15 protein-coding genes are annotated in these 13,561 nt (G+C 64.9%); 10 read left to right on the top strand and 5 right to left on the bottom strand.

Annotated elements, in window-relative coordinates; translation table 11 throughout:
* Positions 1-360 (top strand): hypothetical protein (locus HKL97_RS02285; RefSeq protein WP_291422469.1); only part of this gene is annotated, 360 nt, incomplete at its 5' end.
* 71 nt (positions 361-431) lie between these two features.
* Here HKL97_RS02285 and alkB read toward each other — a convergent pair.
* From alkB to HKL97_RS02270, 3 genes are all read right to left on the bottom strand, one after another.
* Positions 432-1,055: a DNA oxidative demethylase AlkB gene (alkB, locus tag HKL97_RS02280; RefSeq protein WP_291422467.1), complete on the bottom strand. Its 624-nt coding sequence runs from the start codon at positions 1,053-1,055 to the stop codon at positions 432-434.
* The gene (locus HKL97_RS02275; RefSeq protein WP_291422466.1) at positions 1,052-1,393 is read right to left on the bottom strand and encodes a ferredoxin; all 342 of its coding nucleotides are present in this window, start codon (positions 1,391-1,393) and stop codon (positions 1,052-1,054) included. Before HKL97_RS02275 ends, alkB begins: the two co-directional genes overlap by 4 nt.
* 132 nt (positions 1,394-1,525) lie before the next feature.
* Entirely contained in the window at positions 1,526-2,386 is an 861-nt protein-coding gene (locus tag HKL97_RS02270; protein WP_291422464.1) for a MaoC/PaaZ C-terminal domain-containing protein, read from the bottom strand.
* Positions 2,387-2,527: 141 nt separating this feature from the next.
* Here HKL97_RS02270 and HKL97_RS02265 point away from each other — a divergent pair, with 141 nt between their 5' ends.
* From HKL97_RS02265 to mltG, 9 genes are all read left to right on the top strand, one after another.
* Positions 2,528-3,619 (top strand): efflux RND transporter periplasmic adaptor subunit, encoded by a 1,092-nt coding sequence (locus HKL97_RS02265; protein ID WP_291422462.1) that lies wholly within the window; start codon positions 2,528-2,530, stop codon positions 3,617-3,619.
* A complete protein-coding gene (locus HKL97_RS02260; protein ID WP_291422460.1) occupies positions 3,619-6,771 on the top strand; it encodes an efflux RND transporter permease subunit in 3,153 nt (1,050 codons plus the stop codon). The genes HKL97_RS02265 and HKL97_RS02260 overlap by 1 nt, the downstream gene beginning before the upstream one ends.
* A 105-nt stretch (positions 6,772-6,876) precedes the next feature.
* The gene (gene ilvC, locus HKL97_RS02255) at positions 6,877-7,938 is read left to right on the top strand and encodes a ketol-acid reductoisomerase (protein ID WP_291422458.1); all 1,062 of its coding nucleotides are present in this window, start codon (positions 6,877-6,879) and stop codon (positions 7,936-7,938) included.
* Positions 7,896-8,354: a DUF1489 family protein gene (locus tag HKL97_RS02250; RefSeq protein ID WP_291422456.1), complete on the top strand. Its 459-nt coding sequence runs from the start codon at positions 7,896-7,898 to the stop codon at positions 8,352-8,354. Before ilvC ends, HKL97_RS02250 begins: the two co-directional genes overlap by 43 nt.
* Before the next feature lie 73 nt (positions 8,355-8,427).
* A complete protein-coding gene (gene fabD, locus HKL97_RS02245; protein WP_291422454.1) occupies positions 8,428-9,384 on the top strand; it encodes an ACP S-malonyltransferase in 957 nt (318 codons plus the stop codon).
* A complete protein-coding gene (fabG, locus tag HKL97_RS02240; RefSeq protein ID WP_291422452.1) occupies positions 9,384-10,121 on the top strand; it encodes a 3-oxoacyl-[acyl-carrier-protein] reductase in 738 nt (245 codons plus the stop codon). Before fabD ends, fabG begins: the two co-directional genes overlap by 1 nt.
* Before the next feature lie 126 nt (positions 10,122-10,247).
* On the top strand, positions 10,248-10,487 hold the full coding sequence (locus HKL97_RS02235) for an acyl carrier protein (protein WP_284259294.1): 240 nt from the start codon (positions 10,248-10,250) through the stop codon (positions 10,485-10,487).
* Positions 10,488-10,524: 37 nt separating this feature from the next.
* Positions 10,525-11,787 carry a beta-ketoacyl-ACP synthase II gene (gene fabF, locus HKL97_RS02230; RefSeq protein ID WP_291422447.1) on the top strand — a complete coding sequence of 421 codons (1,263 nt, stop codon included), beginning with the start codon at positions 10,525-10,527 and terminating at the stop codon, positions 11,785-11,787.
* A 37-nt stretch (positions 11,788-11,824) separates the two neighbouring features.
* Positions 11,825-12,817 (top strand): endolytic transglycosylase MltG, encoded by a 993-nt coding sequence (gene mltG / locus HKL97_RS02225; protein WP_291422445.1) that lies wholly within the window; start codon positions 11,825-11,827, stop codon positions 12,815-12,817.
* 53 nt (positions 12,818-12,870) lie between these two features.
* Here the strand turns inward: mltG and HKL97_RS02220 are convergent, their stop codons facing one another.
* Both HKL97_RS02220 and rpmE read right to left on the bottom strand, forming a co-directional pair.
* Entirely contained in the window at positions 12,871-13,287 is a 417-nt protein-coding gene (locus HKL97_RS02220) for a ketosteroid isomerase-related protein (RefSeq protein WP_291422443.1), read from the bottom strand.
* A gap of 81 nt (positions 13,288-13,368) precedes the next feature.
* A partial coding sequence (rpmE, locus tag HKL97_RS02215) for a 50S ribosomal protein L31 (protein WP_291422441.1) occupies positions 13,369-13,561 on the bottom strand: 193 nt, incomplete at its 5' end.

Genomic DNA, 13,561 nt, shown 5'->3' with positions numbered 1-13,561 from the left:
CTGCTGGCCGTCGGCCTGGTGATGATCTTCATCTCCAGCTTCATGCCCTCCATCGCCACCATCCTGGGCGATTCGGTGAGCGCCATCGCCGTGCAGGTCTGCTACTATTACGGCCTGGCCGGGCTGGTCTGCGCCTGGGTCTACCGTGACAGCTACAAAACCTCACTCTGGACCTTCATTCACTACGCCGTATACCCGTTCCTCAGCGCCCTGGCCCTCATCGTCCTCGGCCTCTACGCGCTCTCGACCTTCAATATGACCGTGAAGATCGTCGGCGTCGGCGGGTTGCTCATCGGCATCATCTTCTACCGTCCCTCCGGTTATGGCACGCTGGTTGCCGACATCGTGGCCGAAGAATAAGCGGTGTCACCCCGGATTCTGTAAATATGTATTGCGGGTCAGGACCAAGGCGGTTCTGGCCCGCAAGCCGTTCATAACGCCTTGCGGAATGTCAGGTTGATCCGCCGCCGGCCCAGCAACGGGTGAACCCCCTCGCGCAGCGGCAGCACGCCATGAAATTTCAGCCGCGCGGCCCCGCCCCAAACCACCACATCGCCGCTGTGCAGCTCGATGCGCGCAGCCTTGTCCGCACGGGCCGCGCCGCCCCATAAAAACACCGCCGGCAGCCCGAGCGAGAGCGAGACGATGGGCGCCGAAAAATCCGCCTCGTCGTGGTCCTGGTGCAGGCTCATGCGCGCCCCGGGCTCATAGAGGTTGATCAGGCAGGCATCGGGCGCAAACCCCGCAAACCCCGCCGCCGCCGCGGCGCGCGCCGCCAGCCGGGCAAAACCCTCCGGCATCGCGGGCCAGGGGCGCCCGCTCAGCGGGTCCACCGCGCTGTAGCGGTAGCCCCGCCGGTCAGAGACCCAGCCCGCCGCGCCGCAATTGCTCATATGCACCGACATCGGCTTGCCCCCCGGCGTCACCACCTGCCGCCACGGCGCCATGGCGATCACCGTCTCCACCGCCCTCAACAGCGCTTCCTCCCCGGCGCGCGCGAACCCTGGCAGTTGCGTCAGCCCCGGAGTGCTTAACGGGAATAGCTCTGCCGTCATGCCTCGGGGAGCATCAGCTCCGGCACGCGCCCGCCGGCCTGGATATGCCGCTCCAGCACCTGCTCAACCGCCGCGAAGGAGTCCAGCCTGTACCATATCCCCTCGGGGTACAGCACGGCGCAGGGGCCAAGCTCGCAGCGGTCCAGGCAGCCCGCCTGGTTCACCCGCACGCCTTGTATCTTCAGCTCCTTCACCCGCGCCTTCATATAGTCGCGGATTTTCTCCGAGCCTTTCGAGGCGCAGCAGCCGCGCTCATGGCCAGCCGGGCGGCGGTTGCCGCACACAAACACATGCGTCCCGAAATACGGCGCGGGGTCGTCTGGCAGCCGGTTTCCCAAAATCCTAGTCCTCTAGAGCGTGATCGTTGAAGGTTCGCTCGTATGAGCGAGCCGAAGACGTGAATCGCCCTCGGAAAACAGTTTAGAGCATGGTCGCACTTAAAAAACGATCAGACTCTAAATCCGGCGCCATCAATTCAACGTGGCGGTGCAGCGGTCAAGCACCACGGCGCCGCGCTCTACGGCGATGGCGCGAAAGCGCAGGCGTCCGGGCTCCTCAAAGAACGCGAAACGGATCGTCTCTCCCGGCATCACCGGTTTGCTGAAGCGCACGAACATGCCGCGCAAACGCGCCGGGTCGTTGCCGCAATAGGCCGCGAGAACAGCCCGGCAGGCGATGCCGTTGGTGCACAGCCCATGCAGGATCGGCTTATCGAACCCCGCCCGGCGGGCAATCGCCGGGTCAGCGTGCAACGGGTTCCAGTCGCCGCTCAGGCGGTACAGCAGCGCCTGGCGTGGCAGGGTGGGGATATTCACCACCCGGTCCGGCGCGCGCTCCGGCACCGGTTCGGCCGCCGCGGGCGCTGTGCCGTAACCGCCCTCGCCGCCGTTGCCGCGCAAAAACAGTGTGGAGCGCACGGTGGCGATCTTCTCGCCACCGTCGGCATCGAACAGCTCCTTCTCCTGGTGCAGCAGCGCGCCCCTGCCCAGGCCCTTGTCCTCAACCCCGGCGATGCGATGCTCCCCGCGCAGCGTGCCGCAGGCCGGCATCGGCCGGTGCATCGTAAACTCTTGTTCCGCGTGCAGCAGCCGCACCCAGTCGATGCCGTATTGCGGGTCCTGCGCCCAGAAACCAGGGTCGCACAGCACGTTCACATAGGCCGGCACGCAGCGAAGCTCATCGCCCGTGCCCTCGAACACAAACGGCAGCTCGGCGGCATCCAGCGGGTCGGCGCCATACCCCAGGCCCAGCGCGTAGAGGATGACCTCCCGCCGGCCGTAACGCTGCTCAACCGTGCCGAGCCGCATGTTTCTTATTTTTTCAATGTCCAAGGCGGCATCTTTCTGGTTCGCACGCATATTATATTCGTCACCGCGGCCCGGCAAGCGCCCTCCCGCCATCCATTGACCGCGCGCCCCCGCGGCCCATATTGGTGTCATCGTCATCGCACTCTGCCTGCAGGATAGACTGACATGAAACAGATTTTTGCCGCCGGGCTGCTCGCCTGCCTGGCGGCCAGCCCCGCCTGCGCCCAGAACGCGCTTGGCGGCCATGCCGCGCCCCCCGCCGTTGGGGTCATCACCGCAGCCAGCCAGCCGGTTTACGCGCAGCAAAGTTATGTAGGGCATATCCAGTCGCCTCAGATCGTCAACATCCAGGCGCGGGTTACAGGCTATCTGGTGTCGCAGAACTTCACCGACGGCCAGGCCGTAAAGCAGGGGGATCTGCTCTACGTCGTCGAGCAGCCCCCCTATCAGGCGCTGGCCGCGCAGGCCCAGGCGGCATTGGCGCAGGCGCAGGCGCAGGCGCATGCCGCCCTGCTCACGCTGCAACGCGCGCAGGCGCTGCTGCACACCGCCGCCGGGCAGCAATCCAGCGTTGACCTTGCCGAGGCAACCTACCTCTCCGACCAGGCTTCCGTACAAAGCGCCAAGGCGCAGCTGCAAACCGCGCAGATCAACCTCGGCTACACCCAGATCCGCGCGCCGCTCGCGGGCATCATCGGCGCCACCGCGGTCAACGTTGGCAATGTGGTCGGGCCGCAAAGCGGCGTGCTGGCCACCATCGTCGCCGAGGACCCGATGTATGTCGATTTCTCCCTGCCCATGGCCAATGCGCTGAAGGACCGCGCCCAGGCCAGCCAGATGGTCGTGCAGGTGCAATTGCCCGATGGCTCCACCTACGCCCATACCGGCCATGTCGACTTCATCAACAACCAAGTTACCCAGAGCACTGACACTCTGGCCTGGCGCGCCAGCATCCCCAACCCGGACCATACCCTCACCGATGGCGAATTCGTCACGGTCATCCTGCGCGCCAAACATGCGCAGCCGCGCATCGTCATCCCGCTGGCCGCACTCATCACCGACCAGCTGGGTGACTATGTGCTGGAAGTGGGGCCAGGCAACATCGTCACGCGCCATAACGTTACTTTGGGGCCGCAGAACAACACCACCGTGCAGGTGCGCGCGGGCGTCGCCCCAGGGGATAAAATCATCACCGAGGGCATTCAACTGGTGCATCCGGGCATGAAGGTCCTACCCCAGCCCGCGGCGCAGAGCTGATGTTCTCCTCCTTCTTCATTGATCGCCCGCGCTTTGCCATCGTCAACGCGATCATCATCGTCCTGGCCGGCGTCATCGCGCTCACCCGCATCCCGGTCGAGCAATTCCCCAGCATCGTCCCGCCGCAGGTCATGGTCACGGTCAACTACCCCGGCGCTTCGGCGAAGGTGGTGGAACAGACGGTGGCCGAGCCGATCGAGGAGGCCATCAACGGCCTCAACGATGAAATCTACATGTCATCCACCAGCGCCAACGATGGCAGCTACACCCTGATGGTAAGCTTCCGCGTCGGCTCGAACCCTGACATTGACACGGTGAACGTCACCAACGCGGTGCAACAGGCCACCTCGCAACTCCCCCCGCTGGTGCAGCGCGAGGGGATCTCGGTCATCAAGCGCTCCTCCGCCGTGCTGGACTTTCTGTTTCTCTCCAGCACCGGCAACCAGCTCAGCCAGCTTCAGGTCTCCAACTACGTCACCCTCAACCTGCTGGACCCGCTCTCGCGCGTGCCGGGCGTTGGCCAGGTCATGCTGTTCGGGCCGCAGAACTACTCGATGCGCGTGTATTACGACACCAACCGTCTGACCCAGCTTGGCCTCACCCCGCAGGACATCATCACCGCGCTCGACGGCCAGAACGTGCAGGCGCCGATCGGCGCCATCGGCGTGCCGCCCAATGCCAGCACCCAGCAGTTGCAAATGTCCGTGGAATCCCACGGCCGGCTGACCACCGCGGCCCAGTTCGGCGATGTCGTGCTGCGCACCAACCCTGACGGCTCGCTCCTGCGCATCAAGGACGTGGCCCATGTGGTGCTGGGCGCCCAGACCCAGACCCGCATCAACAAGATAGACAACAACCCTGGCCAGGCCATTGGCATCTATCTCGCCCCCGGCGCCAACGCCATCGCCACCTCCGCCGCCGTCTCCAGGGAGCTGGCGCTGCTGGAGCAGAAATTCCCGCCCTCCCTCAAGGCCACCAAGGTTTTTGATACCTCGAGCTTCGTGCGCGACACCATCGTGGAGGTGGAGCGCACCCTGGCCGCGGCCTTTGCGCTGGTGGTGCTGGTGGTGTTCCTCTTCCTGGGGGACTGGCGCGCCGCAGTGGTGCCCAGCGTGGTGCTGCCCATCGCGCTCACCGGCACCTTCGCGGTGCTGCTGGCTTTCGGCTTCTCCGCCAACACGGTCACCCTGCTGGCCCTGGTGGTCGCCACCGGCATCGTGGTGGACGACGCGATCGTGGTGGTGGAAAACGTCGAGCGGGTGATGGCCGAGCGGCCCGATCTCTCCCCCCGCGCGGCCACCAAGCTGGCCATGCGCCAGATCACCGCGCCCATCATCGCCATCTCCCTGGTGCTGCTCTCCGTGTTCGTGCCGATCGCCTTCATCCCCGGCCTCTCTGGCCTGCTGTTCAGGCAGTTTGCCGTCACCGTCAGCGTCGCGATGCTGATCTCAGCCTTCAACGCGCTCACCCTCTCCCCGGCTCTGTGCGCCATGCTGGTGCGTCCCGGTCACACGCCGCACGGTTTCCTGGGCGGCGTGCTGCGCGGGATAGACCGCGCGCGCGATGGCTACACCAGCATCGTGACCCGCGCCCTGCGTAAGGCCTGGCTTGGCCTGGCGGTTATCGCCACCTTCGCCGCGGCCGCCGGCGCCATGGCCTTCATCACCCCCGGCGGCTTCCTGCCCAATGAGGACCAGGGCGCCTTTTTCGCCCAGATCAGCCTGCCACCCGGCGCCTCGGTCAACCGCACCCAGGTGGTGGCCGATGACGTGGTGCGCAAACTGGAGGCCCTGCCGCAGGTAAGCCATGTCATGTCGGTCATGGGCTTCTCGATCCTTGACCTCGCCACAGAATCCAACGCCGCCTTCTTCGTGGTCCGCCTCAAGCCCTACGCCCAGCGCCCCGGCGCGGCCAACAGCGCTGACGCGGTCATCCGCCACGTCTTCGCCATCGGCAGCCAGCTGCGCACGGCCAAGCTCGTCGCCTTCAACTTCCCGCCGATCCTGGGCCTCTCCATCAACGGCGGGCTGCAATACGAGCTGGAAAACACCGAGGGCGCGCCCCCCGCCCGCATGCAGGCGGTGCTCAACGGCCTGCTGGTGGCCGCCGGTCAGGACAAGCGCATGGGCCGCGTGTTCTCCACCTATAACGCGCAAACCCCGGCTCTGTTGCTCACCATAGACCGTGACAAAGCCGCCGCCCTGGGCGTCAACCTCAGCGACATCTACACAACCCTGCAAGCCACGCTCGGCGGCTATTACGTCAACCAGTTCAACCTTTATGGCCGGGTCTGGCAGGTGAACATCCAGGGCATCGCGGCTGACCGCGCAACGCCCGATTCCATCTACCAAAGCTATGTGCGCAGCAGTTCCGGCGCGATGGTGCCGCTGCGCGCGCTGGCCACCATCAGCACCATTCTCGAACCCCCGGTCATCCCGCGCTATAACGACACCGACGCAATCCCCGTCATCGCCTCCCCGGCGCCCGGCGTTTCCTCCGCGTCCGGCATCCAGGCGATGACGCAGATCTCCAACCGCACCCTGCCGCCCGGCTTCACGTTTGAATGGACCGGCACCGCCTATCTGGAAAACGCCGCCTCCGGGCAGACCGGGCCCATCCTGCTGCTCTCGGTTCTGTTCGCCTATCTGTTCCTGGTGGCGCTCTATGAGAGCTGGGTCATTCCGGTGCCGGTGCTGCTCTCGGTCATCATCGGGGTGTTCGGCGCGCTGTCGGGCATCTGGGCCTGCGGCCTCAACGTCAATCTCTATGCCCAGATCGGCATGGTCACCCTCATCGCCATGGCGGCGAAAAACGGTATCCTGATCGTCGAATTCGCCAAGGAGCGCCGCGCCGAGGGCCTGCCCATCCTAGAGGCCGCGGTCATGGGCGCGCGCATGCGGTTCCGCGCGGTGATGATGACCTCCATCGCCTTCATCGCCGGGCTGATCCCCCTGGTCATCGCCACCGGCGCGGCCCAGATCAGCCGCCGTTCGCTCGGCACCCCGGTTTTCGCCGGGATGATCGCGGCCTCCCTGGTGGGAATCTTCATCATTCCGCTGCTTTACGCGGTATTTCAGCGCCTGCGCGAGGACACCGCAGCCTGGCGGGCACGGCGCGCAAAACCAGCCCCGGCAGTCAGTGATCACAAATAATTACGAAAAACCACCGCTTTAAGTAATATCATTGCGTAAATCAGGGTTCTGGCATGCTCTTTCGTATCGCGTGTCAAAGGTGACAGTGCGCGCAAAAAGTAATAGGTGACGCGCCAGTTTGAGAAGCAAAACAGGGATACTAGTATCATGCGCGTTTATTATGACCAGGATGCCGACGTTAACCTCATCAAGGGCAAGAAAGTCGCCATCGTCGGCTACGGCAGCCAGGGCCACGCCCATGCGCTGAACCTCAAGGACAGCGGCGTGAAGGAACTCGCCGTGGCCCTGCGCCCCGGCTCCACCGCCATCGCCAAGGCCGAGGGCGCGGGCCTGAAGGTTATGGACCCCGCCGCCGCCGCCAAATGGGCCGATGTGGTGATGGTGCTCACCCCCGATGAAGGCCAGGGCGATCTCTACCGCGAATATCTCGCCCCCAACATGCGCCCCGGCACCGCGCTGGCCTTCGCGCATGGCCTGAACATCAATTTCAACCTCATTGAGCCGCGCGCCGACATTGACGTGTTCATGATCGCGCCCAAAGGCCCCGGCCACACCGTGCGCAGTGAATATCAGCGCGGCGGCGGCGTGCCGAGCCTGGTCGCCGTGGCGCAGAACGCCACCGGCAACGCGCTGGACATCGCCCTTTCCTACGCCTCGGCCAATGGCGGCGGCCGCGCCGGCATCATCGAGACCACCTTCAAGGAAGAATGCGAGACCGATCTGTTCGGCGAGCAGGCCGTGCTGTGCGGCGGCGTGGTGGAACTCATCAAGGCCGGTTTCGAAACCCTGGTTGAAGCCGGCTATGCGCCGGAGATGGCCTATTTCGAGTGCCTCCACGAGGTGAAGCTGATCGTCGACCTGATCTTCGAGGGCGGCATCGCCAACATGAACTACTCCATCTCCAACACCGCTGAGTACGGTGAATACGTCACCGGCCCGCGCATCATCACGGCCGAGACCAAGAAGGAGATGAAGAAGGTCCTGGAGGATATCCAGCTCGGCCGCTTCACGCGTGACTGGATGCTGGAGAACAAGGTCAGCCAGACCAACTTCAAGGCCATGCGCCGCGCCACCGCCGCCCACCCGATCGAGGAAGTCGGCGGAAAACTCCGCGCCATGATGCCTTGGATCTCCAAGAACGCCCTGGTCGACAAAGCCAAAAACTGATCCACCTGATCAAACTGGCCGTCGGGGTGCGCGATTTCGCGCACCTCGCCGCCCTCCAGGCCAGCCGAGCCACCGCCGGCCAGCCGTTGCGCTACCAAACCCGTAACCTGCCCAAGCGCGCCGATGAACTATGCGACGGCGGTTCCCTTTATTGGGTGATCGGCGGCATCGTGCAGGCGCGTCAAAAAATCCTCGGAGTCGAATCCGCCACCCGCGAGGACGGCACCCGTTGCGCCGTGCTCCTGCTGGACCCCGTGCCGGTACAGGTCGCGGGCCACGCCAAAAAAGCCTTTCAAGGCTGGCGCTACCTGGAGCCCGCCGAGGCCCCGCCCGATCTCGCGGCGGCAGGCGGCGCGCAGGCGGCCGAAATGCCCGAGGACATGCGCCGCGCGCTGGTTGGACTCGGCCTGCTGTAACGGAGCTTAACGGAAATTTTGACGAACCGGCGGCTCATGCTAGTTGCGCCCGACGATTGAGGAGACCCATGACATGGCGGTTCACGCCTTTATATTCCCCGGACAAGGTAGCCAGACCGTCGGCATGGGCCGCGACCTGGCGGCCGCTTTCGCCCCCGCGCGCGCGGTTTTCGAGGAAGTCGACGAAGTTCTGAAGCAGAAACTCTCGAAACTGATGTTCGAGGGTCCGATTGAGGAGCTGACCCTTACCGAGAACGCGCAGCCCGCGCTGATGGCCGTCTCGCTCGCCGTGCTGCGCGTGCTCCAGGCCGAGGGCGGCATCAAACTCAAGGAAAAAGTGGCGCTGGTCGCAGGCCATAGCCTGGGCGAATACAGCGCGCTTGCCGCCGTTGAATCGTTCTCCATCGCTGATACCGCCCGGCTGCTGAGGTTGCGCGGCCAAGCCATGCAGCGCGCCGTTCCGGCGGGGCAGGGGGCGATGGCCGCCCTGCTCGGTGTCGAGCTGGACGCCGCCCGCGAAATCTGCGCCGAGGCCGAAATGGGCCCCAGCGGGCGCGAGATCGTCGCCTGCGCCAATGATAACGGCGGCGGTCAGGTGGTCATCTCCGGCCACAAGGGCGCTGTCGAGCGCGCCATCGAAATAGCCAAGGCCAAGGGCGTGAAGCGCGCCATGCTGCTGCCCGTCTCGGCACCTTTCCATTGCGCGTTGATGGCCCCGGCGGCCGACGCCATGGCCGAGGCCTTCGCCAACACCACGCCGCGCGCGCCGCTGCTCCCGCTGGTCGCCAATGTCAGCGCCGCCAAGGCCACCGACCCTAATTTGATCCGCGATCTTCTGGTGCAACAGGTGACCGCCACCGTGCGCTGGCGCGAGAGCGTGCAGACAATGGCCGCCCTGGGCGTTGACAGCTTCATCGAGCTTGGCGCCGGCAAGGTGCTGGCCGGGCTGGTCAAGCGCATCACCCCTGATGCCGCCACCGCCTCCGCCGGCTCCCCGGCTGACATTGAAGCCCTTCTGAAAGTTCTCTGATGTTTGACCTGACAGGAAAAACCGCGCTGGTCACCGGCGCCTCCGGCGGCATCGGCGCGCAAATCGCCCGCGCCCTGCACAAACAAGGCGCCACCGTCGCGCTCTCGGGCACGCGGCGCGAGGCGCTGGATGCGCTGGCAGCTGAATTTTCGGAGCGGGTGCATGTGCTCCCCGCCGACCTCTCGCAGCCCGAGGCCGCGCTGGAGCTGATCAACGCCGCCGAGGCCGCGATGGGCAAAGTCGACATCCTGGTCAACAACGCCGGCCTGACCAAGGACGGCCTGGCCATGCGCATGTCCGACGCCGACTGGGACAAGGTGCTGAACGTCGATCTGGCGGCGCCTTTCCGCCTGATCCGCGCGGCGCTCAAGTTCATGCTGCGCCGCAAGGCCGGGCGGATCATCAACATCGGCTCCGTGGTCGGCTCCACCGGCAACCCCGGCCAGGCCAATTATGCCGCCGCCAAGGCCGGGCTCATCGGCATGACCAAGGCGCTGGCCCAGGAAGTCGCCTCGCGCGGCATCACCGTCAACCTCGTCGCCCCCGGCTTCATCGCCACCCCGATGACCGATGTGCTCAGCGATTCGCAGCGTGCGGATCTGGCCGCCAAAATCCCGCTCGGCCGTCTGGGCTCCCCGGCTGATATTGCCGCCGCCGTGGTCTATCTGGCCGCCGAGGAGGCCGGATGGGTCACCGGCGCCACCCTGCATGTCAATGGCGGGATGGCCATGTTATAAGGGCGGTTGGCGTGGCATAATAAACCGTGCTAAGCGCGCGGCGTCTGAAGATTAACCAAATTGTATTCCCGCGGTGCTTTCTGCGCCAAGGGATTTTACCAAACAAGTTCTAGGAAAGTGAATTTTATGAGCGAAATCGCCGACAAGGTTAAGAAAATTGTTGTCGAGCATCTCGGCGTTGACGAGGGCAAGGTCACCACGGAAGCCTCTTTCATCGACGACCTGGGCGCTGACTCGCTGGATACCGTGGAGCTGGTGATGGCGTTCGAGGAAGCTTTCGGCGTTGAAATCCCCGAAGATGCCGCCGAAAAGATCACCACGGTCAAGGACGCGATCGAATACATCGAGAAGCAGAAAGCCGAATAATCAGGCTGACTGAACGATACCCGTTCGAGGAGTTCGCATGCGCCGTGTTGTCGTAACAGGGATGGGAATCGCCAGCCCGCTTGGGGTTGGTGTTGAGCATGTCTGGAAAAGGCTGATCAACGGGGAATCCGGGATCACCGCCATTGAGTCATTCGACACCACGGAGCTGACGGCGAAAATCGCCGGTCAGGTCCCGGCGGGCAAAGCCGCCGATGGCGGCCTTGATCTCTCCGAGTGGATCGCCGTCAAAGAGCTGAAAAAGATGGATCGCTTCATCCATCTCGGCATCGCCGCGGCGAGCATGGCCATCGAGGATTCCGGCTGGGTGCCGCAGACCGAGGAAGATAAATACGTCAGCGGCGTAATGATCGGCTCAGGCATCGGCGGCCTGCAAACCATTTATGACGCCTCGATCACCGTGCATGAAGGGCGCGCCAAGCGGCTCTCGCCGTTCTTCATCCCGGCCGCCCTCATCAATCTGGTCTCGGGGCAGGTCTCCATCAAATACGGGCTGAAAGGCCCCAACCACTCCGCCGTCACGGCCTGCGCCACCGGCGTGCACGCCATTGGCGACGCGGCGCGGATCATCGCCTTCGGCGATGCGGACGTCATGGTGGCCGGCGGCGCGGAAGCCGCCGTCAATCCGCTTGGCATTGCCGGGTTCTGCGCGGCCCGCGCGCTCTCCACCGGCTTTAACGACCGCCCGGCCGAAGCCTCCCGCGCCTGGGACAAAGACCGTGACGGCTTCGTCATGGGCGAAGGCTCCGGTGTGGTTGTGCTCGAGGAATACGAGCACGCCAAAAAGCGCGGCGCGAAAATCTACGCTGAAATCGGCGGCTACGGCATGTCCGGCGACGCGCACCACATCACCGCCCCGGCCGAACACCATGACGGCGCCTTCCGCGCGATGAAGGCGGCGTTCAAAAACGGCGGCCTCTCCCCGGCGGACGTGCAATACGTCAACGCGCACGGCACCTCGACCCCGATGGGTGACGATCTGGAGCTGGAGGCGGTCGAGAACATGTTCGGCGCCGCCGCCAAGGGCCTTGCCATGTCCTCCACCAAATCCGCCACCGGGCATCTGCTCGGCGCCGCCGGTGCCATTGAGGCGATTTTCAGCATCCTCGCCATCCGCGATGGCATCGTCCCGCCTACGCTCAACCTGCATGAGCCAAGCCGCGCCAGCGTGATCGACCGCGTGGCCCTGAAGGCGCAGGAGCGCAAGGTTAACGTCGCACTCTCCAACAGCTTCGGCTTTGGCGGCACCAATGCCTCCATCCTGTTCAAAAGGGCGCTCTGAGGCCGCAGTTGCGCGCTAACCCTCCGGCCAGCCCGGCATGAACGCCAGATTGCCACGTCTGCGCGGGCGCATCATCCTGTTGCTTGTCACTTTGCTGGTCCTGCTCCGCCTTGGGCACATGGCGGTGGGGCAAAGCTTCAATGGTCCCGGCCCATTGCAAACCAGCGCCGATCTGGTGATCCCGCCGGGCGGCATCGCCGCCACCGGCGCCGTACTTTCGCGTGCCGGCGCCATCCGCCATCCGCTCATCTTCCGCATCGCGGTGTTCCTCACCCGGGCGGATGGCCCGCTGCATGCGGGTGAATTTTTTATCCCCGCGCGCTCCAGCCTGGCGGATATTTTGCAAATTTTGCGCCATGGCGCGCCCGTGCAGCACCAGGTCACCATCCCCGAGGGGCTGACGGGCGTGGAAATCGCCAAAATCATCAATGCCGCCCCCGCCGCCAGCGGCAGCGCCGCCGTCCCGGCCGAAGGCTCAGTGCTGCCGCAAACCTATGATTTCACTCTGGGCACAAGCCGCGCGGCCATTCTGGCGCGGGCGCAAAAAGCCATGCGGCGCAGCTTGGCGGCGGCCTGGGCGCACCGCGCCCCCGGGCTGCCGCTGCAATCGCCGCAACAGGCGCTCATCCTCGCCTCCATCGTACAGTCGGAAACCCCGGTTGCGGCGGAACTACCTGAAATCGCCGCCGTTTATGAGAACCGGCTGACCCTGGGCATGCGCCTCCAGGCTGATCCCACAGTCATCTACGCCGCGAGCGGTGGGCAAACCTCCGGCGGCCTGGCGATCACCCGCGCCGATCTCGCCAGCCCGTCACCCTACAACACCTATCTCCATGCGGGTCTGCCGCCGGGGCCGATCTGCGCGCCCGGCCTGGCCGCCATCCAGGCTGTGTTGCACCCCGCCGCCATGCAGGCGCTCTACTTCGTCGCCACCGGCAACGGCGGGCATGTGTTCGCGGACAATTTCAAGACGCAGCTGCGCAACATCCAGACCTATCGCGCCACATTGGCGGCGCAGGCCGCCCCTTAACAGTGATACGGCGCAGGCCGCCCCTTAAATGATACGGCGCACCGCCCTTTAAACTACACGCCGCCGCCAACCTGGCGGGTCCACTCCGGAAAATTGTAATAATTGCTGATGCGGGCGATCTTGCCGTCCCGGATGGCGAAAAACGCCCCCGCGGGCAGGATGTAGCGCTGCGCCCGCGCCTCGGGCAGCCCTTCATCGGTATTCAAATAAGTGCCATGCACCACAAATTCCGCCGCCGCCCGGCTTCCGTCGTGGTTGACCATCACCACAACATCGCGGATCTCCTCGCGGTAGCAATGGTCCATCCGCGCCAGAAACGCGCGAAACAGCTCCCGCCCGCGCTGCTCATCGCCCTGGTTGATGCCGTGGACGACATCCTCGGTGAGCAGCGCGAGAAACGCCTCCCGCGCGCCGGTGTTGAAGGTTCGGTAGTAGGTTTCAACCAGCTGGTTCGTGGCGGTGGCGGACATGTTCTTCCTCCCGGGCTGCGGACATAAAAAAACCCACGAGGCAGCCCGTGGGTTTTTTCGCGATAGGGCTGGGGCAGGGCGTTAGCCCTTGCGGGTGCCGATTCCAGCGAATTTTTTGTTGAACTTGGCAACTTGACCGCCGGTGTCCATCACGCGCTGCACGCCGGTCCACGCCGGGTGAGACTTCGGGTCGATATCCAGGCGCAGCGTGTCGCCGGCCTTGCCCATGCAGGACATGGTCTTGAATTCCGTACCATCGGTCATGATGATGTTG

Source organism: Acidocella sp. (assembly GCF_013044125.1).
Lineage (GTDB): Bacteria > Pseudomonadota > Alphaproteobacteria > Acetobacterales > Acetobacteraceae > Acidocella.
Note: the sequence above shows the minus strand (reverse complement) of the source record. Positions and strands in the feature narration are given on the sequence as shown.

Excerpts from the sequence above, each read along its gene's own strand:
- alkB (WP_291422467.1), bottom strand. The coding sequence starts at position 1,055 with ATGACGGCAGAGCTATTCCCGTTAAGCACTCCGGGGCTGACGCAACTG.
- HKL97_RS02265 (WP_291422462.1), top strand. The coding sequence starts at position 2,528 with ATGAAACAGATTTTTGCCGCCGGGCTGCTCGCCTGCCTGGCGGCCAGC.
- HKL97_RS02260 (WP_291422460.1), top strand. The coding sequence starts at position 3,619 with ATGTTCTCCTCCTTCTTCATTGATCGCCCGCGCTTTGCCATCGTCAAC.
- fabD (WP_291422454.1), top strand. The coding sequence starts at position 8,428 with ATGGCGGTTCACGCCTTTATATTCCCCGGACAAGGTAGCCAGACCGTC.
- fabG (WP_291422452.1), top strand. The coding sequence starts at position 9,384 with ATGTTTGACCTGACAGGAAAAACCGCGCTGGTCACCGGCGCCTCCGGC.
- HKL97_RS02235 (WP_284259294.1), top strand. The coding sequence starts at position 10,248 with ATGAGCGAAATCGCCGACAAGGTTAAGAAAATTGTTGTCGAGCATCTC.
- fabF (WP_291422447.1), top strand. The coding sequence starts at position 10,525 with ATGCGCCGTGTTGTCGTAACAGGGATGGGAATCGCCAGCCCGCTTGGG.
- mltG (WP_291422445.1), top strand. The coding sequence starts at position 11,825 with ATGAACGCCAGATTGCCACGTCTGCGCGGGCGCATCATCCTGTTGCTT.
- HKL97_RS02220 (WP_291422443.1), bottom strand. The coding sequence starts at position 13,287 with ATGTCCGCCACCGCCACGAACCAGCTGGTTGAAACCTACTACCGAACC.